Source organism: Bacillus sp. BS1807G30 (assembly GCF_040047675.1).
GTDB classification, from domain to species: Bacteria; Bacillota; Bacilli; order Bacillales; family Bacillaceae; genus Bacillus; species Bacillus altitudinis.
Genome location: NZ_CP157353.1, coordinates 1,213,340 through 1,238,044, shown reverse-complemented (window position 1 = coordinate 1,238,044; position 24,705 = coordinate 1,213,340). Strand labels below are relative to the sequence as shown.

The 24,705-nt window shown below is 42.4% G+C and carries 28 protein-coding genes, 1 riboswitch and 1 other annotated feature; of the genes, 5 read left to right on the top strand and 23 right to left on the bottom strand.

What is annotated here, in order from left to right; all coding sequences use genetic code 11:
* Positions 1–89: 89 nt before the first annotated feature.
* The gene (locus tag ABG082_RS06335; protein ID WP_008346188.1) at positions 90–536 is read left to right on the top strand and encodes a MarR family transcriptional regulator; all 447 of its coding nucleotides are present in this window, start codon (positions 90–92) and stop codon (positions 534–536) included.
* Between the two features lie 33 nt (positions 537–569).
* On the opposite strand, the gene ABG082_RS06330 is transcribed toward ABG082_RS06335, so the two are convergent.
* The 6 genes from ABG082_RS06330 to purU form a co-directional block, all read right to left on the bottom strand.
* Positions 570–998: an organic hydroperoxide resistance protein gene (locus ABG082_RS06330; protein ID WP_017367099.1), complete on the bottom strand. Its 429-nt coding sequence runs from the start codon at positions 996–998 to the stop codon at positions 570–572.
* A 181-nt stretch (positions 999–1,179) separates the two neighbouring features.
* Positions 1,180–1,314, bottom strand: coding sequence for a hypothetical protein (locus tag ABG082_RS06325; RefSeq protein WP_008346190.1), 135 nt, complete (start codon positions 1,312–1,314; stop codon positions 1,180–1,182).
* Positions 1,304–2,440, bottom strand: a complete 1,137-nt coding sequence (locus ABG082_RS06320) for a tetratricopeptide repeat protein (protein WP_008346192.1) — start codon at positions 2,438–2,440, stop codon at positions 1,304–1,306. Before ABG082_RS06320 ends, ABG082_RS06325 begins: the two co-directional genes overlap by 11 nt.
* Positions 2,441–2,565: 125 nt before the next feature.
* On the bottom strand, positions 2,566–3,813 hold the full coding sequence (locus ABG082_RS06315) for a glutamate-5-semialdehyde dehydrogenase (RefSeq protein ID WP_348936691.1): 1,248 nt from the start codon (positions 3,811–3,813) through the stop codon (positions 2,566–2,568).
* 12 nt (positions 3,814–3,825) lie between these two features.
* Entirely contained in the window at positions 3,826–4,923 is a 1,098-nt protein-coding gene (gene proB, locus ABG082_RS06310) for a glutamate 5-kinase (RefSeq protein WP_029575424.1), read from the bottom strand.
* Between the two features lie 56 nt (positions 4,924–4,979).
* Positions 4,980–5,198: a binding site (T-box leader), on the bottom strand.
* 43 nt (positions 5,199–5,241) lie between these two features.
* Positions 5,242–6,144: a formyltetrahydrofolate deformylase gene (gene purU, locus ABG082_RS06305; RefSeq protein WP_007498809.1), complete on the bottom strand. Its 903-nt coding sequence runs from the start codon at positions 6,142–6,144 to the stop codon at positions 5,242–5,244.
* Positions 6,145–6,307: 163 nt separating this feature from the next.
* Here purU and ABG082_RS06300 point away from each other — a divergent pair, with 163 nt between their 5' ends.
* Positions 6,308–6,493, top strand: a complete 186-nt coding sequence (locus ABG082_RS06300) for a hypothetical protein (RefSeq protein WP_017367097.1) — start codon at positions 6,308–6,310, stop codon at positions 6,491–6,493.
* Positions 6,494–6,526: 33 nt separating this feature from the next.
* Here ABG082_RS06300 and ABG082_RS06295 read toward each other — a convergent pair whose 3' ends face one another.
* Positions 6,527–6,841 (bottom strand): multidrug efflux SMR transporter, encoded by a 315-nt coding sequence (locus tag ABG082_RS06295; protein ID WP_017367096.1) that lies wholly within the window; start codon positions 6,839–6,841, stop codon positions 6,527–6,529.
* Positions 6,838–7,167, bottom strand: a complete 330-nt coding sequence (locus ABG082_RS06290) for a multidrug efflux SMR transporter (RefSeq protein ID WP_017367095.1) — start codon at positions 7,165–7,167, stop codon at positions 6,838–6,840. The genes ABG082_RS06295 and ABG082_RS06290 overlap by 4 nt, the downstream gene beginning before the upstream one ends.
* Before the next feature lie 66 nt (positions 7,168–7,233).
* Positions 7,234–7,344, bottom strand: a riboswitch (guanidine-I (ykkC/yxkD leader).
* A gap of 199 nt (positions 7,345–7,543) precedes the next feature.
* Between ABG082_RS06290 and ABG082_RS06285 the strand changes: the two genes are divergently transcribed.
* Positions 7,544–8,587, top strand: a complete 1,044-nt coding sequence (locus tag ABG082_RS06285) for a trifunctional transcriptional activator/DNA repair protein Ada/methylated-DNA--[protein]-cysteine S-methyltransferase (RefSeq protein WP_017367094.1) — start codon at positions 7,544–7,546, stop codon at positions 8,585–8,587.
* Between the two features lie 18 nt (positions 8,588–8,605).
* On the opposite strand, the gene ABG082_RS06280 is transcribed toward ABG082_RS06285, so the two are convergent.
* The 5 genes from ABG082_RS06280 to ABG082_RS06260 all read right to left on the bottom strand — a co-directional run bounded on the left by ABG082_RS06280 (position 8,606) and on the right by ABG082_RS06260 (position 11,486).
* On the bottom strand, positions 8,606–9,151 hold the full coding sequence (locus ABG082_RS06280; protein WP_017367093.1) for a GNAT family N-acetyltransferase: 546 nt from the start codon (positions 9,149–9,151) through the stop codon (positions 8,606–8,608).
* A 16-nt stretch (positions 9,152–9,167) separates the two neighbouring features.
* Positions 9,168–9,656, bottom strand: coding sequence for a small multi-drug export protein (locus tag ABG082_RS06275; protein ID WP_017367092.1), 489 nt, complete (start codon positions 9,654–9,656; stop codon positions 9,168–9,170).
* Positions 9,657–9,766: 110 nt separating this feature from the next.
* Complete coding sequence (locus ABG082_RS06270) at positions 9,767–10,519, bottom strand: hypothetical protein (RefSeq protein WP_281215402.1); 753 nt, start codon at positions 10,517–10,519, stop codon at positions 9,767–9,769.
* Between the two features lie 4 nt (positions 10,520–10,523).
* Entirely contained in the window at positions 10,524–10,850 is a 327-nt protein-coding gene (locus ABG082_RS06265) for a PadR family transcriptional regulator (protein ID WP_017367090.1), read from the bottom strand.
* 114 nt (positions 10,851–10,964) lie between these two features.
* Positions 10,965–11,486 carry an acyl-CoA thioesterase gene (locus tag ABG082_RS06260; protein WP_008346212.1) on the bottom strand — a complete coding sequence of 174 codons (522 nt, stop codon included), beginning with the start codon at positions 11,484–11,486 and terminating at the stop codon, positions 10,965–10,967.
* Positions 11,487–11,664: 178 nt separating this feature from the next.
* Here ABG082_RS06260 and ABG082_RS06255 point away from each other — a divergent pair, with 178 nt between their 5' ends.
* Positions 11,665–12,525 (top strand): dimethylarginine dimethylaminohydrolase family protein, encoded by an 861-nt coding sequence (locus ABG082_RS06255; protein ID WP_348936690.1) that lies wholly within the window; start codon positions 11,665–11,667, stop codon positions 12,523–12,525.
* A gap of 61 nt (positions 12,526–12,586) precedes the next feature.
* On the opposite strand, the gene ABG082_RS06250 is transcribed toward ABG082_RS06255, so the two are convergent.
* The 10 genes from ABG082_RS06250 to proG form a co-directional block, all read right to left on the bottom strand.
* Positions 12,587–13,555, bottom strand: coding sequence for an oligopeptide/dipeptide ABC transporter ATP-binding protein (locus tag ABG082_RS06250; protein WP_017367088.1), 969 nt, complete (start codon positions 13,553–13,555; stop codon positions 12,587–12,589).
* Positions 13,545–14,462 (bottom strand): NlpC/P60 family protein, encoded by a 918-nt coding sequence (locus tag ABG082_RS06245; protein WP_025207219.1) that lies wholly within the window; start codon positions 14,460–14,462, stop codon positions 13,545–13,547. The genes ABG082_RS06250 and ABG082_RS06245 overlap by 11 nt, the downstream gene beginning before the upstream one ends.
* Positions 14,462–15,541, bottom strand: coding sequence for a dipeptide epimerase (locus ABG082_RS06240; protein ID WP_008346222.1), 1,080 nt, complete (start codon positions 15,539–15,541; stop codon positions 14,462–14,464). Before ABG082_RS06240 ends, ABG082_RS06245 begins: the two co-directional genes overlap by 1 nt.
* Positions 15,538–16,479: an LD-carboxypeptidase gene (locus tag ABG082_RS06235; protein ID WP_017367085.1), complete on the bottom strand. Its 942-nt coding sequence runs from the start codon at positions 16,477–16,479 to the stop codon at positions 15,538–15,540. The genes ABG082_RS06240 and ABG082_RS06235 overlap by 4 nt, the downstream gene beginning before the upstream one ends.
* A 312-nt stretch (positions 16,480–16,791) precedes the next feature.
* Entirely contained in the window at positions 16,792–18,411 is a 1,620-nt protein-coding gene (locus ABG082_RS06230) for a peptide ABC transporter substrate-binding protein (RefSeq protein ID WP_348936689.1), read from the bottom strand.
* The gene (locus tag ABG082_RS06225) at positions 18,408–19,421 is read right to left on the bottom strand and encodes an ABC transporter ATP-binding protein (RefSeq protein ID WP_008346229.1); all 1,014 of its coding nucleotides are present in this window, start codon (positions 19,419–19,421) and stop codon (positions 18,408–18,410) included. The genes ABG082_RS06230 and ABG082_RS06225 overlap by 4 nt, the downstream gene beginning before the upstream one ends.
* A 7-nt stretch (positions 19,422–19,428) precedes the next feature.
* The gene (locus ABG082_RS06220; RefSeq protein ID WP_008346230.1) at positions 19,429–20,391 is read right to left on the bottom strand and encodes an ABC transporter permease; all 963 of its coding nucleotides are present in this window, start codon (positions 20,389–20,391) and stop codon (positions 19,429–19,431) included.
* The gene (locus ABG082_RS06215; protein ID WP_008346233.1) at positions 20,388–21,323 is read right to left on the bottom strand and encodes an ABC transporter permease; all 936 of its coding nucleotides are present in this window, start codon (positions 21,321–21,323) and stop codon (positions 20,388–20,390) included. The genes ABG082_RS06220 and ABG082_RS06215 overlap by 4 nt, the downstream gene beginning before the upstream one ends.
* An 18-nt stretch (positions 21,324–21,341) precedes the next feature.
* Positions 21,342–22,166, bottom strand: coding sequence for a M55 family metallopeptidase (locus ABG082_RS06210; RefSeq protein ID WP_008346235.1), 825 nt, complete (start codon positions 22,164–22,166; stop codon positions 21,342–21,344).
* Positions 22,167–22,355: 189 nt separating this feature from the next.
* Positions 22,356–23,180: a pyrroline-5-carboxylate reductase ProG gene (gene proG, locus ABG082_RS06205; protein WP_348936688.1), complete on the bottom strand. Its 825-nt coding sequence runs from the start codon at positions 23,178–23,180 to the stop codon at positions 22,356–22,358.
* A gap of 169 nt (positions 23,181–23,349) precedes the next feature.
* Here proG and ABG082_RS06200 point away from each other — a divergent pair, with 169 nt between their 5' ends.
* Entirely contained in the window at positions 23,350–24,669 is a 1,320-nt protein-coding gene (locus tag ABG082_RS06200) for a trypsin-like peptidase domain-containing protein (protein WP_348936687.1), read from the top strand.
* Positions 24,670–24,705 lie beyond the last annotated feature (36 nt).

The following is a 24,705-nucleotide window of genomic DNA, read 5'->3' as shown; positions in this document are numbered from 1 at the left end:
GAATTTTTCATTTTTAGTCTGTATTTATTTTAAAAAGGAAGAAAATCTTATACAATGATAAGTATGACAAAAAATAGTTGGTGACAGATATGACAAATGAATTTGAACATATGAAGCTGGAAAATCAGCTTTGTTTCTTGTTATATGCAAGTTCAAGAGAAATGACGAAGCAGTATAAACCATTATTAGAAGAGTTAAATATCACATACCCGCAATATTTGGCACTGCTTTTGTTATGGGAGCATGGGACATTAAATGTGAAAACAATGGGAGAGCTTTTATATTTAGACTCCGGTACACTCACACCTATGCTAAAACGAATGGAACAAAATGGACTCATCATCCGCGAACGTTCGAAAGAGGATGAGCGTTCGGTCCAAATTCGTTTAACAGAATACGGAGAAGCTTTACAAGAGAAGGCCACTTCGATTCCATTTCAAATGCTGTCTGGAACAGGCAGATCAGAAGAAGAGCTGAAAACACTTCGCGCTTCTTTACATGAGCTTTTGCAAAAATTAACACAATCAAAAGGCTGAGGGAATATTCCCTCAGCCTTTTTTTGATGTCTATTATTGAGCGACAGCTACTAATTCTACTTCAATGTTTCCTTGCGTTGCTTTTGAGTATGGGCAAACGCCGTGTGCTTTATGAACAAGTTCATCAAGTGCAGATTGCTCAATTCCAGTTCCTTTTACTTCTAATTTGACACCTAGTTTGAAACCGCCATCTGAACTGTCTTTGACTAAGCTTACATGTGCCGTTACTTCACTTTCAAAACGGATACGCTCTTGTCTTGCGACCATTTGAAGGGCTGAATCAAAACATGCAGAATAGCCCGCTGCGAATAATTGCTCTGGATTCGTTGCTTTCTCAAGCTTTTTCGCTCTTGGCGTTCCTGGCATTGCTACATCATGCTCTAGTACACCATCTGTTGAAACAACCTTACCTTCTCTTCCTCCTACAGCTGATACCGTTGCAGTAAATAAAACTTCTGACATGAATATAACCCTCTTTCGCTCTATTAATATTTTCTACAATTGAATTGTACACAATCTAAATTCAAGAGTCAATGAAAAACACTCACTTTCATCTTTCCTCCATTTTTTATTTTTATGAATGTACATCGCACGATGATGGAACCAATCAAGGCAATTAAAAAAGCCCTTTAAAAAGGGCTTTTTAGATCGTGATATGCTGCGGATTCGGTTTTTCTAGCGTATGATTTCTGTTATCGGGGTCGGCATTAGGTGATGTGATCCATAATGCCAAGATCGTGATGCTTGTACAGACGACTGCCCATTTTTTAAAATTCATATAAACAATCCCCTCTCTGAATATAGATACGAGCATGTTCCGCTTCCCCATAGAACATGGAAGATTTTTCATAATCCTCCATTTCATTATAATACTTTGCGGTGTCTAAAGCCAGCTCTTCTATATCTGGATATGCATAGGAAGATTCTAAAAAATGGAAAATTCGTTTAATATGCTCTGCATCTTGTCGTAAGTACAACGCTTCTAAAAAAATGGTCTTCTGAATATGAATGTCATCCTGCAGAGCTTCTGCTCGTTTCATACATTCTTCTCTGTAATATAATGCTTCATTGTTTTTACCTTGTTTGTATAAGATCTGAGCGGCTGTATAAAGAGGGTCTATCGATCGACGAAGATGATCAGATTGGTTTTGATCAAATAATGAGATGGATTCTTTCATTAAGTCGAGTGCGCGGTTCAAGTCTCCCATTCTGTAATAGCTGTTGCCCATATTAAACAAAGAAGAAGCAATAAAACGCACATTCTGAAAGTCTCTTGACCTTGCAAGTGCTCTTTCGAGATGTGGCAATGCCTTTTCATGCCTTCTCATATCATCATAATTACCGGCTACAATAAATTCACACTGAATGGTACGAAGCGCATATAGTTCGTGCTGAATATAGACATCCAGCGCTAGTTTGGCATGGTGCATCGAAATGTGTGTTTGTTTCATGTGATAATATATTTCTGACATTTTAAAATGAAATTCTGCACGTTCAATATCGTCGGATACAAAAGAAAGCTTGTGCTCTGCCTTTTGATAGGACGATATGGCAGCAATGTACTCTCTCCGGCCGAACTCATACATGCCTCTGAAGAAATGATAGTAATATTCAAGCATGCCTGTGACATGCGTTTGATGCTCATCTATTTCTTTCGAAAGCTCGGAAAAGTTGGCGCGAAGCTTTCCTTCCTTTAATGGCTTTAAATAATCGAGCATGACCTCATGCCTGAATTCCATTAAAGAAAAATAGAGAAGCAAATTCTGATCTTCTTCCATTGAATCAAGAGAGGTGCGAATTTCCTGCTTTAACTGTTCTGCTTGTTCTGAATCAAATCTGCGGATTAATTCATACCACTTGTTGATTTTCACTCCAATATCCGAAGAGGGAATGATTTTCGCCATACGTTGCCTTCTCCAATCTTCTCAAAATATAAAACATTACCATATTTTATCATACTTGACCGGAGAAATACAAAAATGAAAGGAAAAAGAGAGCCTTGTGCGATAAGACTCTCTTTTTGGATTGGTTATTCTCTTATTTGTCCTTGACCACGAATCACAAATTTTTCAGAGGTTAAGGCTGGCAGACCCATTGGTCCTCTAGCATGCAATTTTTGTGTGCTAATGCCGATTTCCGCTCCGTAGCCAAATTCAAAGCCATCTGTAAACCGGGTAGATGCATTATGATACACAGCAGCTGCGTCAACGGCTGTTAAGAAAAGTGCCGCATGCTGCTCGTTTTCCGTAATGATCGCTTCAGAATGCTTAGAGCTATACATTTGAATATGCTGTATCGCCTCTTCCATGGTCTTTACGGTTTTAATACTGACAATCGGCGCTAAAAATTCCGTTTCAAAATCAGTGGTCGTCGCTAAAGTGGCACTCGGTGCAAGTGCACATACTGCTTCATCGCCCCGTATCTCTACACCATGTGTCTGAAGTGCTTCAAAGAGCGAAGCGCCATGTTCTTTTGCCCATGTTTCATGAATGACAATGCTCTCAATGGCATTACAAACAGATGGTCTTTGTGTTTTCGCATTCAGAACAATTTGTTCAGCCATTTCTTTTTGGGCTGTTTCATCAATGTAAATATGACAATTCCCTGCACCCGTCTCAAGTACTGGAACAGTAGACTCTCTCACAACAAGATCAATTAAATGTTTCCCGCCGCGTGGAATCAGGACATCTAGATAGTCATTTAAAGTGAACAGGGTTTTAGCTGTCTCACGGCCTGTATCTTCAATCAATTGTACACTGTCTACTGGAATATCCGTTGGTTGCAGCGCTTCATTAATGACTTTCACAATCGCTTTATTACTATGAATGGCCGATGAACTTCCTCGAAGAATCACAGCATTTCCAGTTTTCAAGCAAAGAGTGGCCGCATCGACTGTCACGTTTGGTCTTGCTTCGTAAATCATCCCAACCGTTCCAAGAGGCACACGTACTTTTTCAATGAAAAGCCCGTTTTCTTTTTGAATGGTTTCTAATGTTTCACCAATTGGGTCTTTGAGCTGAATGAGTTGATGCGTAGCGTCTGCAATCGCTTCAATTCTCTCTTCTGTTAATGTAATTCTGTCGATCACAGATGGCGTGAACTCTTTGTCTATAGCCGCCTGAACGTCCTTTTGGTTCTCGGCAATTAAATAAGCTGAAGATGCTTTTAATGCTTTTGCAATAGCGTCTAATGCAGCATTCTTTTGTTCAGTCGTTTTTAATAGCAGCTGATCTTTGGCTGCACTTGCCTTTTTTGCTTTTTCTAGAACTTCATTCATCGTTTTCCCTCCTCAGTTTTGTATGTGCTGAACCCAGTGATCTCGGTGAATGACTTCAGGTTTTTCATGAGAAAGCTCATGACTTCGCATCCCTTTAATGCCAAGAAGCTCATCAGAATCATACAATGTTTGTCCTTTACCGACTAACCCGTTTGGACCAACAACTTCGACGACCTCTCCTTTAGAAAATTCACCAGCTACATCAATGACACCAGCTGGAAGAAGACTTCTTCCATTATGCAAAATCGCCGCCTCTGCCCCCGCATCAATCATGATCTTCCCAGAGACTGGTGAGTGGAATTGAATCCATTGGCGACGGTTATTGACTGATGATAAGTCTTGTTCACCAATATATGTGCCGTCCCCTTGACCAGCGAGAATGTGAAGAAGCTTGTCTTCTCCTGCACCTGTGCCAATGAAGACTTTAACGCCAAGGGAGAGAGCTGTTTGTGCAGCTGAAAGCTTAGATTTCATCCCGCCTGTTCCAACCTTTGAACCCGTACTCTTCGCATATGAGAACAATTCATCTGAAATGTGAGTCAGCACATCAAACCGCTTCGCATCAGGATTCTCACTTGGATTGGCATCATAAATTCCGTTGATATCTGTTAAAATGATCAATTGGTCTGCATGAATTAAGCCACTGACCAGCGCTGATAACATGTCATTATCACCAAAGGTAAGCTCCTCGATGGACACAGAATCATTTTCATTAATGATCGGTAAAATTTTTCTTTCGAGCAGTTCCATCATCGTTGCGTAAGCATTTCGATATCTTGTACGATCTGAAAAGTCATTACGTGTTAAAAGCATTTGTGCAGGCGTCATCTGAAACTGTGAAAATAGTTCTGTATATTTCTGCATTAACAAGCCTTGACCAACGGCAGCAGCAGCCTGCTTTCCTTTTAAGGTCACAGGTCTTGACGGATATCCTAAACTGCCAAATCCCGCCGCAACGGCACCTGACGAAATGAGAATGATTTCATGCCCTGCCTCTTTTAGCTTTGCGATGGCTTTGACATGATCCTGCATTTTGTGTTCATCAATGGCTCCCTTTTGCTCTGTTAATGAACTGCTACCAATTTTTATGACGATCCTTTGCTTTTTCATCATTGATTCCCTCCGCTATACCTTTCACCACATAAAAAATCCCTTTTTCTCCTTATGTAAAGGACGAAAAAGGGATTTTCCGTGGTACCACCTTCATTGAATAAGCATACGTCTGCTTATTCCACTCAACTCCTGTAACGCCAGGCATGCGCTTAGATTTTTCCTCTAAGGCTCAAAGGGTAGGTTCAGCAGCTGTCTGCGGCAAATGTTTCAGCATGTCATTTGCTCTCTTTACACAGCAGGTCCTGCTTACTATTCCTTCTCAACGCTCGTTAATTTTTTTATATTATCACCAATTGCTTCAGAAAAGTCAAGCGGTCAATTAAACACAATCGTTTTATTCTCATGGACAATGATTCGATCTTCTAGATGCCATTTGACAGCACGGGCAAGCACGCTGCGCTCAATCGTGCGGCCAATATTTTTTAATGCCTCTGCATCATCTCTATGATCTACCCGCTCAATATCCTGTTCAATGATTGGCCCTTCGTCTAAATCATTGGTGACATAATGGGAAGTCGCGCCAATCAGTTTAACCCCTCGCTCATATGCACGCTTGTAAGGGTTAGCCCCTATAAAAGCCGGCAGGAAGGAGTGATGAATATTAATGATTTTGTTCGGATGCTGTTCAATAAAGGCTGGCGTCAAAATTTGCATATATCTAGCTAGCACAACCGCATCAATGTCATACTCTTCTAATAATGCAAGCTGTTGTTTTTCTGCATCTTGACGAATGTCTTTATTTGCCTTCACGAAATGGAATGGAATGCCGAGTGCTTCGACTGTATCTTTTGCCGTTTCATGATTGCTGATGACAACCGCTATTTCAGCCATTAAATTACCGCTTTGCCATTCCCATAAAAGTTCATGTAAACAATGAAGCTCTTTGGACACAAAGATCGCCAGCTTTTTCAGATCACTTGCACGCGACATGCTCCACGTCATGTGAAATGATTGCGCAATTGGCTCAAAGCTGCTTTTCAATTGATCTAAGTTGGCAGAAATGTCTTTCCAATCAAATTCAATTCTTAAAAAGAACCGGCCGCTCTCATGATCTGTTGTGTATTGACTAGATTCAATGATGTTTGCTCCATGTTCAAATAAAAAAGTAGAAACAGCTGACACAATACCAGGCTGATCCGGGCAGCTGACTAAAAGCCTTCCTTTTTGCTCATGCTTTTGTCTGTGTAATTCAAGTTTCTCTGTAATCAATGTTCTCATGTCTTATGACCTCATTTACGTTTTTCATTCTAATGAAATATTATACTGGACTGGAAAGAGAAAAAGCAATTAAGCGTCGTATTTTTTATTGAATATTCATTCAATTCTGCACCTGGCGTGATATAATATGAATAGACCTTTTATCACAAAAGGAGTGATGGAGATGAAAAGCATGACTTTGTTTGGTAAAGTGAGCTTTTGGCTCGGCATCGTATGTCTCATTACGGGCATTTATCTATTTATGACCGGAGAAAGACTCATTCCTTTACTTACATTTGGTGTATGTTTTCTGCTTGTGAGTCAGCTTTACCGCAAAAATGAAAACGATTCCAATCATCCTTCGATGTAGCAAAAAGGCTGGCAAACATGTGCCAGCCTTTTCTTATTCAATGATTTTCAACCCGACCGCTGCCGATAAAATCAGTGCGATAAAGAAAATACGTTTTGCATCTTTTGACTCACCGTAAAACAGCATTCCGACAATCGCTCCTCCAGCTGCTCCGATTCCTGTCCAAATCGCATACGCCGTTCCCATCGGAATTGTATTCATCGCAAGAGACAGCATCAGAAAGGATAGCGAAAATCCAGCTGCTATGAAGAAAATCCATTTGACATGGCGATCTTTCTGGAATTGATTCATCATGGTGACACAAAGCATTTCTAAGATGCCTGCCCCAATGAGTAAAAGCCAGCTCACGATTCAGCCTCCCCTTTCTTTTCACCTGTGGTTAATTTGAGTCCTAATACACCGCTTAAAAGGACCATGATCAAAAGTAATTTTACTAGCTGTACCGGCTCACCCATGACCATACCTACTATGACCGTACCTGCTGTTCCAAGTCCGGTGAAAACGGCGTAAAGTGTGCCAACTGGAAGTACAGTCGTGGCTTTCAGGAGTAAATAAAAGCTGACGACAATACAAACGATGGTTGCGCTCCATTCCAATATAGAGTCAGCATATTTCAACCCCATTACCCAGCCGACTTCAAATACGGCTGCAATCAAAACGTTTCCCCATTTCATTCGATCTCTTCCTTTCTTACCGATTCCAAGCAATTAAAAAAGCCCGGAAATCGATCGTTTGATCAAATCTCCCGGGCTTTTATCCCTCCGTGTCCATACGGCCTACTCTTAGAGGACCCTATGTGTTTTCTCTCGGTCCAGACTGCGCTGCCGCACGGAACCCTAGAAAACCAATTCATGATAAGCAGATCTAGCGTAAAGCCGATTCTGTATGAAAAAGTGTATCACACCCTGATATGCCGGTCTACCACTTTGCTTTTCCCCTTCAAATATACTTGTTCATTTTTCGAAAGAAAGTGGATGAAAGCGAAGTATACTAAATGTTAGAAAGAGGAACGACCACATCACTGATATAATAAAACAAGAGGTGGATCAAATGATGATGACCGACGAACAAAAACACGAATTTTATCAAGCACTTGTTGATAAAAATCCGCAATATGACGGCACGTTCTTTGCAGGTATTAAAACAACCGGCATCTTTTGTCATGCCACATGTACTGCTAGAAAACCAAAATATGAAAACTGTGAGTTTTTCTTTACAGCAGAGGAGGCGCTGCTTGCAGGGTATCGGCCGTGTAAGCGATGCACGCCTTTAACATATCCTAACAGCATTCCAGAAGAAGTCAAAACACTTGTATCAGCAGTTGAAGAGAGTCCTGAGAAACGATGGAAAGAAGAAGATTTTCGCCAATTAGGGATTCACTCTGCAACAGCTCGGAGAAAATTTAAAGAAATCTATGGAATGACCTTTGTTCAATATGCTAGATCACGCCGAATGGGGCTAGCGTTTAAAGAGATTCTGAACGGAAAAAAAGTCATAGATCAGCAAGTCACCTTCGGTTACGAGTCTTCCAGTGCCTTCAATGATGCCTTTACGAAAATCATGGGAAATCCACCCAAAAAGGCGCAAGTCAATATTTTGCATGCGAATTTTATTTCTACTCCAATTGGGCGGATGATTAGCATTTCAGATGCAACCCATGTGTATTTGCTTGAATTTATGGACAGGCGAGGATTAGAAAGAGAAATTGAGAACATCAGAAAAAAACATCATGCCCGTATTTTAGTTGGAGAAACAAACGTCCATCAGCAATTAGCAAAGGAATTGGCCTTATATTTTGAAAAGAAACTCACGCAGTTTACTGTGCCACTTTCTATACATGGCACCCCTTTTCAAAAAAGGGTATGGGATCTTCTATTACAGATTCCGCCAGGCGAAACGAGATCGTATCGAGATCTTGCCATCATGCTTGGCGATCCCCATTTGGTTCGGGCAGTTGGAAATGCAAATGGTGCCAATCAGTTGGCCATCATCATTCCTTGTCACCGAGTCATTCAAACAAGCGGTGAACTTGGCGGATATGGCGGGGGAATCGAACGAAAGAAATATTTACTTCAGTTAGAACAGCGTATATAAAAGAAAAAGCGGCTCTCCTTATGATTCAAGCGAGCCGCTTTTTCCATCACGAGTAACACTGTAAACATCCATGATTTGATTCCATTTTGAAATGGTTTTTTCTTTTTTCATTCCCATTTTCATTGCGACCTTGACTGACGCTTCATTGTCAGGGCGAATTAAGCTGACCATCCGCCTCACCTTCATTTCGTCAAAACCATACGCAAGACAGCCTTTTGCAGCCTCAACAGCATATCCTTTTCCCCATGCCGATCTCTTTAGCATATAGCCAATTTCAAGCTCTGTTTGTCCTTCGACGTTTTGGAGAACAATGCCGCTTTGTCCAAGTGGTTCTTTCGTTTCTTTTTCTTCAATGATCCACAGGGATGTATGGTACGTGCGGTCATTCTTTTGATTCCAAGCAATCCACTCTTTTGTCTGCTTTTCATCCTTTAGTGAAGGATAATACTTCATGACCTCTTCATCTTGGAACAGCTTTTCATATAAAAAAGGCGCATCGTCTTCATCCATTGTTCTCAGTCTGAGGCGCTCTGTTTCAAGCACGATCCGTGTTTGATGTGCCATTTTTTATCCCCCCTGCTTACTTGCTAAAAATATCCCCGAACAACCCATTTGAATCTGGGGCAAAGTAATGGAAGCCCGCACCCGTTAAACTAGCTGCTAATACGGTCCACATGATTAAACTGACCGTCATCCACATAGCGACTTGTTTTCTTTTCGTACCGAAGCTCATACACATAAAAGCCGCTAAATGACTGCCAATAATAAAAGGACCAATAAGTGCCAGACCAGGGAGACCATACCGTTCCCAAACCTTTCTGGCTTTCAGCTGTTTTTTCTCTCCTTTTTCATCATGTTTCTCCTCTTTCCTCTTCAGCCACCACGCTTTAAATCGGTCCACGAAGACGATGAGTAGCAAGACGGTAAGAAAGTTGCCGACGAATCCAATAACTGCCGTTGTCACAGGATGCAGACCACTTAAAATCCCCAGCGGAACGACACCAACCACTTCAAAGAAAGGTAAAGCAGCCAATATAAAAACGAGTACATACCCCCATACAATATCCAATCACAGAACCCCTTTTCATTTTTGTCCTCTTCTCATTGTAAAGAAAAATGTGATCCCATATCTACATTTTTTTAGAAAAAGAAAAGCACATCGCAAGTGATGTGCTCTATCTACATTAAATGTTCATTTTTCTTGTTTGTTTTCCGTAAAAAAGCGATTGTGAGCAAGATTAAAATCACAATGGATACCAGACTTGTGAAAAGAAGCATGAGAGGTGATGTCCATCCAAGCCATTCGAATAGGAGCTGCGGTCCGAAGAAGATCAGCGGAATGAGCGACACCATATTGGCTTTTAAAATGGCATTCAATAAGATAATACACAGCAGTAACAGAAGAATGACGCCCCATCTTTGGCTCGAGGTCAGCACAAGTAAAGGAGTACCAAGTTTTTGGTCCAATAATTTCACTGTGATCAAGGCTGTCATCTGAAAAACACCTAATATCCAAAAGTAAAAGAATGCCCTCCTGCTTGTTTGAAAGGCAGAAGCCCTAAACATCACAATGGTCATGATCACATTGGCCACTATGATGAGCGGATAACCAATGAGTGCATACCAAGAATACGATAAACTTTGACTAATGGCATCTGCTAACATCATGTAAAAAAGAGATCCAATTAAAAAAGCACTGACAAACGGAACCCAGTCTTTATGATTTCTAGAGAGTTCTTTTGCTAGCTCGTCAGCAAAGCCCCGTGGATCTCCGCCAAATACATCTTCCCCTGTTTTCCCATCTTTCTCAGCTTCGACAGCATGTGTCGTTAATTCATCCATCACCTCGTCGATCTCGTCCTGATTTTTCCCTTTTGATATAAGATAGAGTTGCAGCTCTAATAAGATGTGTCTCGTTTCTTTTGTTACCATCTTCTCACTTCCCTTTATGTAATAATCGCTCTACATTCCCTGACAGCTCATTCCATCGCATGGTAAAATCCGTCAGCGCTTCTTCGCCTCTTTGTGTGAGCGTATAGTATTTCCTTTTCGGCCCGCTCGCCGATGCTTTTGTGGACGTATGAACTAGTTGTTCTTTTTGCATGCGCAGCAAGATCGGATAAATACTGCCTTCACTAATTTGATCAAACCCATAGTGCGCAAGCTTCTTTGTCATTTCATAGCCATAAATTTCACCTTCAGAAATAATCGACAGTAGGCATCCCTCTAGAATTCCTTTTAGCATTTGTGTTGATTGTGTCATCATCGATCCTCCACTTTCAGTACCTTGCATGACAAGATAGTTTGATCTTACCACACACTATCTTGCCATGCAAGATACCGACTCAGAAAAAAATCACCGCTTAAAGGGTGATTTTTACGCCCAAGGCTTATCCGTCCCAAGTGCGTCAGCCAAAGCTTTACTATGCTTTCGGCGGCTTTTTCTTTCCTCTGCCCGCTGCTTCGCTGTTTGATGAAGCATGATTTCTTCCTCTGTTTCCGGCATGACTTGTGGAACTCGTTTTGGCTTCCCGTTTTCATCAAGCGAGACAAAGGTAAGAAATGAAGTTGCTGCGAGTCTGCGCTCTCCAGACATCAAGTTTTCCTTAATGACTTTGACGAATACTTCCATAGAAGATGTGCCGACCCATGTCACATAAGATTCTAAGCAGACGGACTCTTTCTGTCCAATCGGCTCTAAAAAATCAACTGAATCCATTGATGCGGTGACTGTTTCACTACGGCTGTGTCTTGCTGCCGAGATGGAAGCAATGTCATCTATATAACTCATTAATTTACCGCCAAATAACGTTTGGTGGTTATTCGTATCGAGGGGGAATACCCTGCTGGTTTTCACAACTTTTGATTCCTTGCAGTATTTGAAATTTTCTTCACTCATCGTCATAGCTCCTTCTTGCTGTTTTCGTTGATGCGGAACGACTTTTATTAAACACTATTCTATTAGGTTTGTCTAAACTTTTTGCTTTAGTCTCTCATGAGAGATTTTCTTTCGGAAATGTTTCAACATTTACTAGAAGGAGGAATAATATAACTATCGATAAACAAGGAGGCCTTTGATGGATTCTATGAAATCAGAGAAAGTGTATAAAACGCCGCAATGTATGAGTGAATATGATGATTTACAAGAAGTCCTCTTATGCAGTCCAATTTATATGGAAATTAAACAGATCATCAATGAAACCCAAAAGCATTTTGCAAGAGAAAATATTTCTCAAATCAAAGCCCTCACGCAGCATAAGCAATTCATCCAAACGCTGAAAAACCATCATGTCCGGCCTGTCCTTCTTCCTGCAAATGAACGATTCCCTGAACAAGTCTTCACTCGGGATATTGGATTTACAATTGGACAGACTTTATTTGTTTCAAACATGGCAGCCCCTGTCAGACAAGGAGAAGAACATTCCTTAAAAGAATGGGCACAGACAAAAGGATGGACAACCATCACGCTGGATGATGGAACGATTGAAGGCGGCGATGTGCTTGTAGACCAAACACGGGTATTTGTGGGGATCAGCAAAAGAACAAATCTAGCCGCCATCCAGCAACTCAAAAAAGAACTGCCGAATCACGACATCATTCCTATTCATCTTCCTTCTCACATTTTGCATCTTGATTGTGTGATGAATATTCTTTCTTCTCATGAGATATTGATTTACCCTGAAGCTTTTACGGAAAAGGATCTTCATATGCTCAAAAAGCATTATGATCTCATTGAAATAAGTGAGCAAGAGCAGTTCACACTTGGACCAAATGTTTTGTCCATTGGTCAGAAAAAAGTCATCAGCTTACCAATCAACCAAGAAACAAATGCTGCATTAATAGCACGCGGCTACACCGTCATTGAAGTGGATTTTTCAGAAATCATTAAATCCGGCGGCTCTTTTAGATGCTGTACATTACCTATTAGGCGTTCATAAAAGCCAAAAAGCCAGCTTGTTTACTCGCTGGCTTTTTAAACGCTTGTCTGCTTCACTTTATCTATTTCCTATCATATAAATGACAGGCCACTTCATGTCCTTCTTCGACTGCTTGTAATACTGGCTTTTTGTCCGCACATACATCCATTGCAGCAGGACATCTTGTCCGAAATACGCAGCCGCTTGGCGGATTCACTGGACTTGGAATTTCTCCCTTTAAAATAAACCGCTTGCGTTTATCTTCCACATCAGGATCTGGAATCGGGATAGCAGACAGCAATGCTTGTGTATATGGATGAAGCGGTGTTTTATATAAAGCATCACTGCTAGTCATTTCCACGAGATGTCCTAAGTACATGACACCGATTCGATCGCTAATATATTTGACCATCGATAAATCATGGGCAATAAATAAAAACGTCAATCCTTCTTCTTTTTGCAGTTTTTTCAGCAAATTCACGACCTGAGCTTGAACGGATACATCTAGTGCAGAAATCGGCTCGTCTGCCACAATAAACTTTGGCGATAAGGCTAGTGCTCTAGCAATCCCTATTCTTTGCCTCTGTCCTCCGCTGAATTCGTGAGGATAGCGTGTAGCAAAATCATGACTTAGCCCCACCGCTTCAAGCAGTTCCTTCACACGTGCGAGCCTTTTCTTTTGACTGCCATACAATTGGTGGATCTCCATCGGTTCCAGCATAATATCTTTTACAGAGAGCCTAGGATTTAAAGAAGAATACGGATCTTGAAACACCATTTGAATTTGTCTATTGAAATCAAATGATTCTCGGTTCGATAAGTGATGGAGACTTTTCCCTTCATACAAAGCTTCACCTTCTGTCGGGTCATAAAGCCGCATGAGCACTTTTCCAAGTGTAGATTTACCGCAGCCTGACTCACCAACAAGACCAAAGGTTTCGCCTTGTTTCAGCTGAAAGGTGACACCATCTAATGCTTTTAACGTTCTTCCTTTCGATAGATGAAAATGCTTTTTTAAGTTGTTGACTTGCAGAAGTGGTTCACTTCCCATCACATCTCCCCCTCTCAGCTTTCAAATACCGCCTTGTTCCTGCCCATTCCTGTTCATATGACGTACCAGAAAGAGAAAGAAGTTCAATCTGTCTGCCCGTTTTAGGCGAGTGAAGCATCATGCCATCTCCAGCATACATCCCTACATGGCGAACTGCTCCCTTCCCATTGTCATTGGCAAAAAACATGAGATCACCTGGCGCCAAATGATTTGATGCGACTGGAGTTCCTTGAACTGCTTGGTCACTTGCGTCTCTCGGTAATAAACATCCACACGCTTTGTACATGCTGTAAACAAAACCCGAACAGTCGTAGCCATAGCTGCTCATGCCGCCCCACAAATACGACAGTCCAATAAATTGTTTTCCTATGGCTAAGGCATCCTTACCGCTCATAGAAGAAGGTGATGAAGCGCGGCGCACATCTTCTTTTTTGATTTCTCTTCTTCCTACTGGAGTCAGAACATCAAAGGAATCGCTCATTTCTTCAACAGGTGCTAGTTCTGTTAAAAAACTAACCTCCATATCCGGTGTTCCATTTTGATATAAAACCGCTTTTTTCTGACAAACAATCAAGGGACTAGCAGCTGGTTCACTCTCTGATACTTCATTTAATTGCTCTACAGGGATATAACCTGGGTAGCCTTGCGGGTGTTTCCGGCTTGCCTGCTGCGGGATGACAACTTTCATCCAGCCATCTGTCTCCTCCAGCCCAATGACTCGTTCGCCAAGCAGTACTTGGGTTTGAATAAGGTTTTCTTCACATAAGGCCAATTTCTGTTCATATGTTTGCTGATCAATCCATTCTTTGATCTGGACGGAACTTTGAAGAACGTGTCGATCCATATCTCTCGGCGACTGCGGTGCTGTCCATATATTTGCGACTGGAACCTTTGATTCATATAACATCATAAGACCCCTTTCACTCCTTGAATGCCTAATCCATGATGCGGTGGAAAGAGAATATCTTTTCCTTGATAGACAATTCCTCCGTCTATTAAGTCCTCTTTGAGCATAAGCGGCGCATCAAAATCATAACGGGTAATATTCGGCTGGCTTGCAGCAAGATGAGCGGCTGCGGTAATCCCTAGTTTTGACTCGATCATACTGCCAACCATGCACTTGACGCCGTATGCTTCTGCTAAACTATTGATTTTCAACGCTTTTTTGATACCGCCTGTTTTCATTAATTTTAAGTTAATGAGATCACAGCTTCTCGTTTCTAACACCTTGATGGCATCATGGAGGCTAAAAATACTTTCATCTGCCATAATCAATGTGTCTGTTGCTTCCGTCACCCGGCGCAGACCCTCGATGTCTTCTTTAGGCACTGGCTGCTCGACTAGTTCAATATCGAATGCCTCCATTTTTCGAATGGCCACAACCGCTTCCTTCCATGTCCAGCCTTGGTTGGCGTCAAGCCTGATTTGAATATCCGGCCCGACTTTTTCTCGAATCCGCTTGATCCGCTGAATATCCGTATCTATATCATCTTTTCCCACTTTGATCTTTAAGGTACGAAAGCCTTCAGCTGCATATTGCTTCGCATCCTCTGCCATTTCTAGCGGACGGTTGACACTAACCGTGTAATCCGTTTCCAGCTGATCGCGATAACCACCAAGATATTGATAAAGCGGCAGGCCCGCCTGCTTTGCTAAACCATCGTAAATCGCCATATCTATTGCAGCCTTTGCACTCGTGTTTCCTACAAGTACACGGTCGATCGCTGAAAAGATTTGTTCATATTGTGACAATGAGGCCCCAATCAAGATCGGCCTCATCACAGCGCAAATAGCATAGTCGATGCTTTCCAGTGTTTCACCTGTAATGACCGATGTCGGCACTGCCTCTCCGTAGCTGACATCACCTTGATCATAGGTGATGATCACAATAAGAGATGCGGCATCATACACCGTTCTTAATGCTGTTTTGAAAGGCTTCTTTAGCGGTACACTCGTTCTGCTTGTGCGAACATCTACGATTTTCATTTGATCGCCTCTTTCGCTGCAACACCTGGGGAAATATGCAGTTTTTTCCCTGTAGCATCTAATGTAGCCTGCACGCCGATTGGAATGGCGAAGTTTGGAGATGAATGACCGATCCGAAAGCCGCCAAGTGCAGGTTTCTGTTGCGGGACAATATACGTCTCCCATAGCTGATCGAGCGTTAACGACTGCTCTTTCTTTTTCGGCTCACATTGATGAAAATCACCAATGATAAATCCCGCCGCATCATGTAATTTTCCTGCAGATGCTAAGTGCTGCATCATTCGATCGATTTTATATGGTTCTTCGTCAATATCTTCTATCAATAAAAGCTTCCCCTTTGTATCAATTTCAAAAGGTGTACCAAGTGTCGTGACGATAAGGGCAAGATTTCCTCCGGTGATTTCGCCTGAAGCCGTGCCATGATAAAAAGTGTGAAGAGGTGACAGGTGGTTCGTATACGAAAAGGCTTTCGGAGTGAATAGCTGTAAAAAGGTATCTTTTGTATACGGATGAACCTCCTCAAGTCCCACATCAGAGGAGAGCATTGGACCATGAAAGGTCACAAGACCCGTCTGCTGCTGAATCGCTGTATGTAAAAACGTAATATCACTGTATCCCCAAAAGATTTTTGGGTTCCGGCGAATGAGGTCATAATCAATGGCTTCTGCAATTCTTCCTGTTCCGTAACCTCCGCAAGCACAAATCACTGCCTTCACGTCAGGATCTTGAAACATGTGATGAATATCTTCCACTCGTTCATGATCATGACCTGCTAAATAACCATACCGGGAGTCGATATACTTCCCCTTTTTCACCTTTAGCCCTAAGCTTTCTAAAAAAGAAATACCTCTTGCTAATTTCAGCTCATCAGGCGGGCTTGCTGGTGCAATGATTCCCACTGTATCTCCTGTTTGAAGTGCCACTGGCAGATGGTTCATGCCAATCCCCTCTTTCTCTTCGTTTCTTTCAATCTATGGGCATCTTCTTCATAACATGAACGAATAAAGGAACAGACGCTTTTTTCAAAGCGTCCCAGATTGTTGACAAAGGGTTAAAATGAACTTTATTTTAACCCTTTGTCTTCTTTTCAGCGTGATAGAAAACCTTTGCAGTCTAGGAAGGACGAGAATCGGCGCGGAGCGAATTTGACATTCGTGAGCACCGAAGCGCAGGACTGACACCGAATGCGAGGGTTTGTCTACACGCTGAGACGCTTTTTTCAAAGCGTCCCGTTCTCTCATTCTTTTCATTTACTCTCCATCTACCTGTGCCCATTTCAAATCAATGTAACCAACAGGATGGCGGACAATGCCCTTTACGCCTTCTTTTTGTAAATAGACTTGGTTATAAAAATGAATGGGAATGATCGGTGCTTCTTCCATCAGAAGTGCCTCGGCATCATGCAGCATACGATTTCTCTTTTGTTCATCTGCTTCTTGACTCGCCTTTTTGATCAGCTGATCATACGTATCATTTGACCAACCTGTCCGGTTCATCGCATTTCCTGTTTGGAAGCTCTCTAAGAAATTGATTGGGTCTGCATAGTCAGCTAGAAATGAACTTTGCGAGAATTGGAATTTGAGTGCCTTTTGATCTTCTGCAAACACATTTGCTTCCATGTTTGCAAGCTTCACGTCTACCCCTAGCGCTTCTTTTAATTGCTGCTGAATGGCTTCTGCTTTTTTCTTATTTTCAGGCTTTGTACTATATGTTAATGTGACGGGCGGCAGCTTTGAATAGTTCTCTTCTTTCAACCCTTTTTCTAATAGTTTTACGGCTTCACTCGTATCATGTTTGACAAGGTCGCCGCCAGCTTCTCTGAAATCTTCACCCTTTGAATCTAAAATTCCTGGTGAAACGAAGGCACGTGCTGGCTTCTCTTCATTTTTCGTCACATACTTTACAATATCCTGAGGGTTGATCGCCATTTGAAAGGCTTTGCGAATGTTCTTATTTTGAAAAGGCTCCATGTTGACATTCAGGCGATAAAAAAACAGCCCTGCTTGATCCTCAATTTGCACATCTTTGCTTTTTAACAGGTCTTCACTTTGTTCTGCCGGAACGAAGGCCGTATCTAAATCTCCTGATTGATACATTTGGTAATCTGTGTTTCGGTCACTGATCATGAGCCATTTCACTTGATCTAGCTTGACCGTTTGTTTGTCCCAATACGTGTCACTTTTTTCCATTGTAAAGCTTTCATCATGCTTCCACTCTGTCAGCTTAAACGGTCCATTACCGACAAAGGTTTTCGCATCCTTGGCCCAGTTCGGGTCCTTCTCCGCTACCTTCTCATTCACCGGGAAAAAGGCAGGGTTTGCGGTCATATTTAAGAAAGATTTCTGCGGGTATGCTAGCTTGACCTCTAGCGTTTGATCATTAACAGCCTTGACTTTTACATCTTCTTTCTTCCCTTTTCCGCTGTTAAACGCTTCGCCTCCTTCAATCATATAAGCTAAGAATGCCGCAGAAGAGCCCGTCTTTGGATCTAGCAGCCGCTTCCACGCATATTCAAAGTCACTTGCTTTGACTGGATCACCATTTGACCACTGAATCCCATCCCTTAAATGGAACGTGTACGTTTTTCCGTCCTTTGAGATGTCCCATTTTTCCGCCATGGCAGCAGATGGTTCGTGCTTTTCATTCAGTCTTGTTAATCCTTCCATTAAGTTATTGAGCCCTTGCCAGGACACATTATTAAAACCAATAGGCGGATCAAATGATGTCGGTTCGTTTTCATTATTTAATGTTAAAACTTTCTCTTCGCCCTTGCTTGAAGATCCTTTGCCTGCTTGCTCATTGGCTGTACATCCTGCAAGCAGCATCACTGCGATAAAGCACATACTGAGAATCCAACCTGTTTTTCTCATGAAAAACTCCCCCTTTGTGTTGAAGATAAAACCGTTTGCTTCGCTCGTTCATCTTGGAGCCAGCAATGTACTGCATGTGTAGGTGAACGCTGCGTTTCATGCGGCATGATATGATCACACACTTTCATCGCAGACGGGCATCGATCGGTATATGGACATCCTTTTGGCGGGGCAAATAAATCAGGCGGGCTTCCTTCAATAGGAATGAGTTCATCTTTCATATCCAGCCTTGGAACGGATTGCAGTAGCCCTTTTGTATAGGGATGCTGCGGACTGTAAAAGATATCTCGCCTTGTCCCAACTTCAACGATTTTCCCCCCGTACATGACGGCCACTCGATCAGCGACTTGTGCTACGACCCCTAGGTCATGTGTGATTAAAATAATCGTCACGCCTGTTTTTTTCTGAATCTCTTTAAATAGTTCTAAAATCTGCGCCTGTATGGTGACATCTAGTGCAGTTGTCGGTTCATCTGCAATCAGCACCTTCGGCTCACAAATAAGAGCCATTGCAATCATGAGCCGTTGCCTCATGCCGCCGCTGAACTGATGCGGATATTGCTTCAGCCTCTCTTTCGGCTGCGGAATCCCCACCAAATCAAGCATACGAAGCGCCTCTTCTTTCACTTCTTTTTTTGTCAGCTTCTGATGCACTTTTGCAGCCTCCATCAGCTGATCTCCAATTGTCAGCGTCGGGTTGAGTGCCGTCATAGGATCTTGAAAAATCATGGAGATATCGACACCACGTATGCTGCGCATGTCTTTTTCAGATAATGACAGCAAGTTGCGATCACGAAACCAAATTTCCCCTTGATCGACTTGTGCGCTGTATGCAGGGAGAAGCCGCATGATACTTTGAGACGTCACACTTTTTCCGCAGCCTGATTCTCCGACAATGGCGAGGGTTTCTTTTTCATACACATCCACATTCACTCCGCGTACCGCTTGAACAGAACCGCCATATGTCCGAAAGCTGACATGCAGATCGATAATCCGAAGCATTTTTCTCATAGCGCCATCACCTCTTCATCTTTGGATCAAGCGCATCTTGCAAGCCATCACCTAAATTATTAAAACAAAACATCGTCAGCGAAATAAAAAATGCCGGAAAGAATAAACGCCACCAGTGACCATTATCTGACAGCACTGTCGGCAAGGCATCATTGGCCATCACACCCCAGCTTGCAAACGGCGCTTGAATCCCTAAACCGAGAAAACTTAAGAATGCTTCAGCAAAAATCGCTGTCGGTACAGTTAGCGTCATCTGGACAATAATTGGTCCCATCGTATTCGGCAGTAAATTTCTGCGGATGATGCGCAAACTTTTTGCGCCAAAGGTTTTCGAGGCAAGGACATATTCTTGGCTTTTCAGCTGAAGGACTTGACCTCTCACGATTCTTGCCATCCCGATCCAGCCTGTGACAGTGAGCGCCACAATAATAGTGACAAGCCCAGGCCCCATCAGAACCATCAATAAAATGACGACAAGTAAATACGGCAGACCGTAAAGCACCTCGACGATCCGCATCATGACATGGTCATACTTCCCGCCCTTATATCCTGCAATACCGCCATAGATGACACCGATCGCAAAATCAATGAGAGCGGCCATCACGCCCACAAATAACGAAATGCGTGCGCCATACCAAGTACGTGTAAACACATCACGTCCAAGCTCATCTGTTCCAAACCAGTGAGCAGCTGACGGCGGCAAGTTTTGCATGGAAAGCCGCTGTTCTGTCACACTATTCGGCGCAAGGAGTGGACCTAATACAGCCATGACGAAAAGAAAAATCAGCACCGATAAACTAAACATAGCGAGTTTATTTTGTTTTAACCGTCGCCAAGTATCTGCCCAATACGAAAGTGAGGGTCTTTTAATGGCATGGACTTCAGATGTCTTTTGTTCTTTAGGAGCAAACCATTCATCTGGCACTTCATGCGCTTGATTCATTTGATCATGCTGAAGGTGTATACTCATGCCTTTCCTCCTTTCTGATGCAGCTGGATCCTTGGATCAAGCAGACGATATGTCACATCTACAATGAAAAGAAGGGTAATTAAGATGATGCTGTAAAAAACAGTGGTTCCCATGATGACAGGATAGTCACGGTTATTAATACTCTCGACAAAGTATTTTCCCATTCCAGGGATCGCAAATATTTTTTCAATCACAAAACTGCCTGTTAAAATACTTGCGACAAGCGTTCCAAGGATCGTGACAACAGGTAAAAGCGCATTCCGCAGGGCATGTTTAAACACAATTTTATAAGGGGAAAGTCCTTTCGCTTTTGCAGTTCGAATATAGTCCTGCGACAGCACTTCAATCATGCTCGATCTCGTTAACCGGGCAATGATCGCCATTGGACCTACCGCCAGTGCAATGGTAGGAAGCACCATATGCATTGGACTTGTCCACATCGCTGTAGGAAAGAGCTTTACATTCACAGCAAGCTGCTGAATTAATAAGGTAGCAAAGATAAAGTTTGGTATGGATATACCGAAAACAGCAATCGTCATGGCGATATAATCAATCAAGCCATTATGCCGGAGGGCAGCCATGATTCCGAGCAAGATGCCGGAGATGACAGCAATCAAAATAGAGATAAGACCAAGTTCTAATGAGACTGGAAAACCTCTCGCCAATAAATCATTGACACTTTCAGAAGGCTTTTTAATGGAAGGACCAAAATCAAAAGTAACGATGGATTTTAAATAGATCATATATTGAACATAGAGTGGTTCGTCTAAGTGATAGTAGCTTTCGAGGTTTCGCTGGACAGTTTCGTTTGTATTTCGTTCTTCATTGAAGGGCGATCCTGGGATGACCTTCATTAAAATAAACGTTAAAGTTGTGATGGTTAAAATCGTGGCAATCATGGCAATCAAACGCTTGAGCAAAAAGCTGGCCATCTGCTGTCTCCCCCTCGCTTAACAAAATGTTGTACGTGCGGCAAGCTCTGTCATGACAAGCATGGCTTGGTAGGCTTCTAATATATTCTCTGCTTGGTACGTCACCGTTGTTGTCCCTTCTATGATGGCCGTACCCGGCATTAAATTCGCCCATTCGGCTTGTCCATAATTGGCAAACTCGATTTTCAGCACTGGCTGCTCAGGAGGCGTGAGAGGCTTCATTTGATGAATTTGTTTCATGGCAGCTTCCACTTGCTGCGAGATGAGGGTGCTCACTTTCGCTGGTGTTAAGCATTTCACAGCAGATCTTGAAATGGTTTCTTTCACCGCCACTGTTTTCACGCCAGGCATTAACTTTTCTGCTTCAAGTGCCGCTTGATCGTCTCCGCATACAAGAATGACCGGAACACCATAATAGCCTGCGACATACGCATTAAAGCCCATTTCACCAATCGGATGATCATTTATGTAAAAATGTCTGACACCAAAAATCATACTGTGAGACATCACACCCTTCATTGATGCCCTCGCATGGTAGCCTAAAAAAACAGCGGCATCATACGTTTGATCTAATCCTTGGACCATTGAATAAGGCTTTACATCACCTGATATGAGAGATGCTTCCTCATGCAATTCTTCAATCAACAGATTATTCATTTTAGAATGGCTATCATTCACTAAAATATCGGTCGCCCCATGTGTAAGAAGAGCTTCTACACAGGCGTTCACTTCACCTGTCATGATTTTTCTCCCACGCTCATAATTGTGCTGGCGGCTATCAACAAATGTATGATCAGCTAGACCAGTAATTCCCTCCATATCGACTGATAAATAGAGCTTCATCCCCATCCCCCTTTAATTAAACTTAAAATTTGTGTATATTTTTCTAAATTTTCTAAAAAATTATATGAGAACTTGATTGATTTTTCAATACAATGTCTGAAAATAAGGAAATTAGACTCAGGTAATACAGGTCAAAAGCATTGATGCGAAAGGATTTATTTTACAGAAAAAACACCACTAGCTATGTCTTTAGTGGTGTTTGCCCGCTTCATCGATTTGCGATTTTAGCTGCGCATATTTTTTCATCGTTTGTGTAAATAAGTCATCGAACATTTGCGGTGCCTGCTGCTGAATGACTGCAGCGCCCTCTCCTGTAATCCCGCCTTTTGTTGCGACCCTGTTCACCGTTTCAGCAAATGTCAGTCCGCGTTCAACAAGAACCTGACCTGTTCCTAGCAGCGCATATGTTAAAAATTCATAGGCTTCTTCTAAAGAAAGCTCACTATTCCGAACAGCGGCTCTCGCCATTTCTTCAAAGATTGCTGCAATAAAGCCCGGAGAAGAGCTTGTCAAATTACTCGCCGCATCAAACCGGTCCTCTTCCACTTCCCTGACGATACTAAAAGCTGAAAGCAGGTGGTGGAGCCGTTCTTGCGCCTCCTGCCCAGCGGTTTCACCATGCGCCACAAGGGATACACCCGTTCCTACGGCTGATGTCAAAGTGGGAATGTATCTAGAAACCGGCTGATTCGTATGTTGCATTAATTTGTCTAACGTGACAGCCGCTGCCACTGATACGATATGGAGAGATGTCTTTGCGGGGCTCAGCTGATCTAAGACATCAAGTACAGCAAGCGGTGGTACACAAACAAACACGACATCACATGATGCAGAGATGTCATCTAAAGAGCAAATGTTTACATGCTGGTTCTTCTCTTTCAGCTGTTGCAGCCGCTCCGTTTCACTTCTTGTATGGATCATAAACTGACTGGCATGAAGTACTCCTTTGTCCAGCCATTTTTGCACCATCATATTTGCCATGCTTCCATATCCAATGATTCCAATAGTCTCCACAGTTTAATCTCCTCTATTTTGCTTAGATTCACTACTTATTTTAACAATTTCCCACAATGTTTTCATTTTTATCCCACACTTTTTTCTTACGATAAAGTCAGTATCCACCACATACAGTCAATCACCTTAAACACATACATGAAAAAATCGATGAAAGAGAGTGATCTTGATGACACATCACAAAGATGAAAAACACACTTCTTATGAATTACAAACAATTGAACAGCCGAAAAAACAGCAGAAGAAGCCAAGTGGCTGGCTGAAGCCATTTGTCAGCGGGATTGTAGGCGGTACGTTAGCGTTAGGTGTTTACGTTCTGACTCCATATGCTCAGCATTCAGAAAATAATTCAACTGATTCGTCAACGAAAACAGCCGCTGTATCGACAAATGATACAAGTACAAATTCGTCAAAAACAACAGCGTCACAAACATCCAATTCGACCAGCAGTATTTCCAGTATGGTCGAAAATGTATCACCAGCCATCGTCGGCATTACAAACTATCAAACACAAAGTCAAACAAGCACAGATTTTGGCGATATGAACACACCTTTTGATGGATCACAGCAAAATCAAAACAGCAGCAGTCAAGAGCAAGAAAGCGGTACCGGATCAGGGGTTATTTTCAAAAAATCCGGCAGTAAAGCCTATGTATTAACAAACAACCATGTGATTGAAGGAGCAAATAAATTAACAGTCTCCTTGCATAATGGCAAGACGGTGGAAGGAAAAGTGGTCGGTTCTGACCCGCTGACTGATCTTGCTGTCGTGGAAATTAGTAGCAGCGGCGTTACAAAAGTCGCTGAACTTGGAGACTCCTCATCCCTTCGTGCGGGAGAAACCGTCATTGCGATCGGAAATCCGCTTGGTGAAGATTTATCAAGAACAGTGACACAAGGAATTGTCAGCGGTGTCGATCGAACAGTGTCTATGGATACCTCAGCTGGCGAAAGCAGTATTAATGTCATTCAAACAGATGCCGCCATTAACCCCGGCAACAGCGGTGGACCGCTTTTAACAACAGACGGAAAGGTTGTGGGGATCACCAGTATGAAAATTTCTGAAACAGGTGTGGAAGGTATCGGGTTTGCGCTCCCAATCAATGATGTCAAACCAATTGCAGAGCAGCTTCTCACAAAAGGAAAAATCGAACGACCTTATATCGGTATCAGCATGCTGGATCTCGAACAAGTACCAGATGCTTATCAGAAGGAAACGCTTGGACTGACAAGCAGTCAGCTCGATAAAGGCGTGTACGTAAAAGAAATCGCTGCTGGCTCACCTGCTGCAAAAGCTGGATTAAAGACAGAGGATGTTATCACCGCCATCAATGGCAAAAAAGTGACAACCGGCAGTGAATTACGCCACGAGCTTTACACGAATGCAAAAGTAGGAGATACCGTCAGCATCACACTCGTTCGTAATGGAACAGAAGAAACAAAACAAGTGACATTAACACAATCTGAATCAAAGCAAGTCAGCTCTTAACGAAAAAAGCAGCTCAATTTTTATGAGCTGCTTTTT

What these genes read in the sequence shown, in the direction of transcription:
- proB (WP_029575424.1), bottom strand. Translation starts at nt 4,923, where the DNA reads ATGAAAAAGCAAAGGATCGTCATAAAAATTGGTAGCAGTTCATTAACA.
- ABG082_RS06285 (WP_017367094.1), top strand. Translation starts at nt 7,544, where the DNA reads ATGATGATGACCGACGAACAAAAACACGAATTTTATCAAGCACTTGTT.
- ABG082_RS06245 (WP_025207219.1), bottom strand. Translation starts at nt 14,462, where the DNA reads ATGTTATATGAATCAAAGGTTCCAGTCGCAAATATATGGACAGCACCG.
- ABG082_RS06220 (WP_008346230.1), bottom strand. Translation starts at nt 20,391, where the DNA reads ATGAGTATACACCTTCAGCATGATCAAATGAATCAAGCGCATGAAGTG.
- ABG082_RS06335 (WP_008346188.1), top strand. Translation starts at nt 90, where the DNA reads ATGACAAATGAATTTGAACATATGAAGCTGGAAAATCAGCTTTGTTTC.
- ABG082_RS06215 (WP_008346233.1), bottom strand. Translation starts at nt 21,323, where the DNA reads ATGGCCAGCTTTTTGCTCAAGCGTTTGATTGCCATGATTGCCACGATT.
- ABG082_RS06250 (WP_017367088.1), bottom strand. Translation starts at nt 13,555, where the DNA reads ATGGGAAGTGAACCACTTCTGCAAGTCAACAACTTAAAAAAGCATTTT.
- ABG082_RS06265 (WP_017367090.1), bottom strand. Translation starts at nt 10,850, where the DNA reads ATGACACAATCAACACAAATGCTAAAAGGAATTCTAGAGGGATGCCTA.
- ABG082_RS06290 (WP_017367095.1), bottom strand. Translation starts at nt 7,167, where the DNA reads ATGAAATGGGGAAACGTTTTGATTGCAGCCGTATTTGAAGTCGGCTGG.
- ABG082_RS06325 (WP_008346190.1), bottom strand. Translation starts at nt 1,314, where the DNA reads ATGAATTTTAAAAAATGGGCAGTCGTCTGTACAAGCATCACGATCTTG.
- ABG082_RS06315 (WP_348936691.1), bottom strand. Translation starts at nt 3,813, where the DNA reads ATGAATGAAGTTCTAGAAAAAGCAAAAAAGGCAAGTGCAGCCAAAGAT.
- ABG082_RS06235 (WP_017367085.1), bottom strand. Translation starts at nt 16,479, where the DNA reads ATGAACCATCTGCCAGTGGCACTTCAAACAGGAGATACAGTGGGAATC.
- ABG082_RS06320 (WP_008346192.1), bottom strand. Translation starts at nt 2,440, where the DNA reads ATGGCGAAAATCATTCCCTCTTCGGATATTGGAGTGAAAATCAACAAG.
- ABG082_RS06210 (WP_008346235.1), bottom strand. Translation starts at nt 22,166, where the DNA reads ATGAAGCTCTATTTATCAGTCGATATGGAGGGAATTACTGGTCTAGCT.
- ABG082_RS06200 (WP_348936687.1), top strand. Translation starts at nt 23,350, where the DNA reads ATGACACATCACAAAGATGAAAAACACACTTCTTATGAATTACAAACA.
- ABG082_RS06300 (WP_017367097.1), top strand. Translation starts at nt 6,308, where the DNA reads ATGAAAAGCATGACTTTGTTTGGTAAAGTGAGCTTTTGGCTCGGCATC.
- ABG082_RS06260 (WP_008346212.1), bottom strand. Translation starts at nt 11,486, where the DNA reads ATGAGTGAAGAAAATTTCAAATACTGCAAGGAATCAAAAGTTGTGAAA.
- ABG082_RS06255 (WP_348936690.1), top strand. Translation starts at nt 11,665, where the DNA reads ATGGATTCTATGAAATCAGAGAAAGTGTATAAAACGCCGCAATGTATG.
- ABG082_RS06270 (WP_281215402.1), bottom strand. Translation starts at nt 10,519, where the DNA reads ATGGTAACAAAAGAAACGAGACACATCTTATTAGAGCTGCAACTCTAT.
- ABG082_RS06225 (WP_008346229.1), bottom strand. Translation starts at nt 19,421, where the DNA reads ATGAGAAAAATGCTTCGGATTATCGATCTGCATGTCAGCTTTCGGACA.
- ABG082_RS06240 (WP_008346222.1), bottom strand. Translation starts at nt 15,541, where the DNA reads ATGAAAATCGTAGATGTTCGCACAAGCAGAACGAGTGTACCGCTAAAG.
- purU (WP_007498809.1), bottom strand. Translation starts at nt 6,144, where the DNA reads ATGAGAACATTGATTACAGAGAAACTTGAATTACACAGACAAAAGCAT.
- ABG082_RS06230 (WP_348936689.1), bottom strand. Translation starts at nt 18,411, where the DNA reads ATGAGAAAAACAGGTTGGATTCTCAGTATGTGCTTTATCGCAGTGATG.
- ABG082_RS06280 (WP_017367093.1), bottom strand. Translation starts at nt 9,151, where the DNA reads ATGGCACATCAAACACGGATCGTGCTTGAAACAGAGCGCCTCAGACTG.
- ABG082_RS06330 (WP_017367099.1), bottom strand. Translation starts at nt 998, where the DNA reads ATGTCAGAAGTTTTATTTACTGCAACGGTATCAGCTGTAGGAGGAAGA.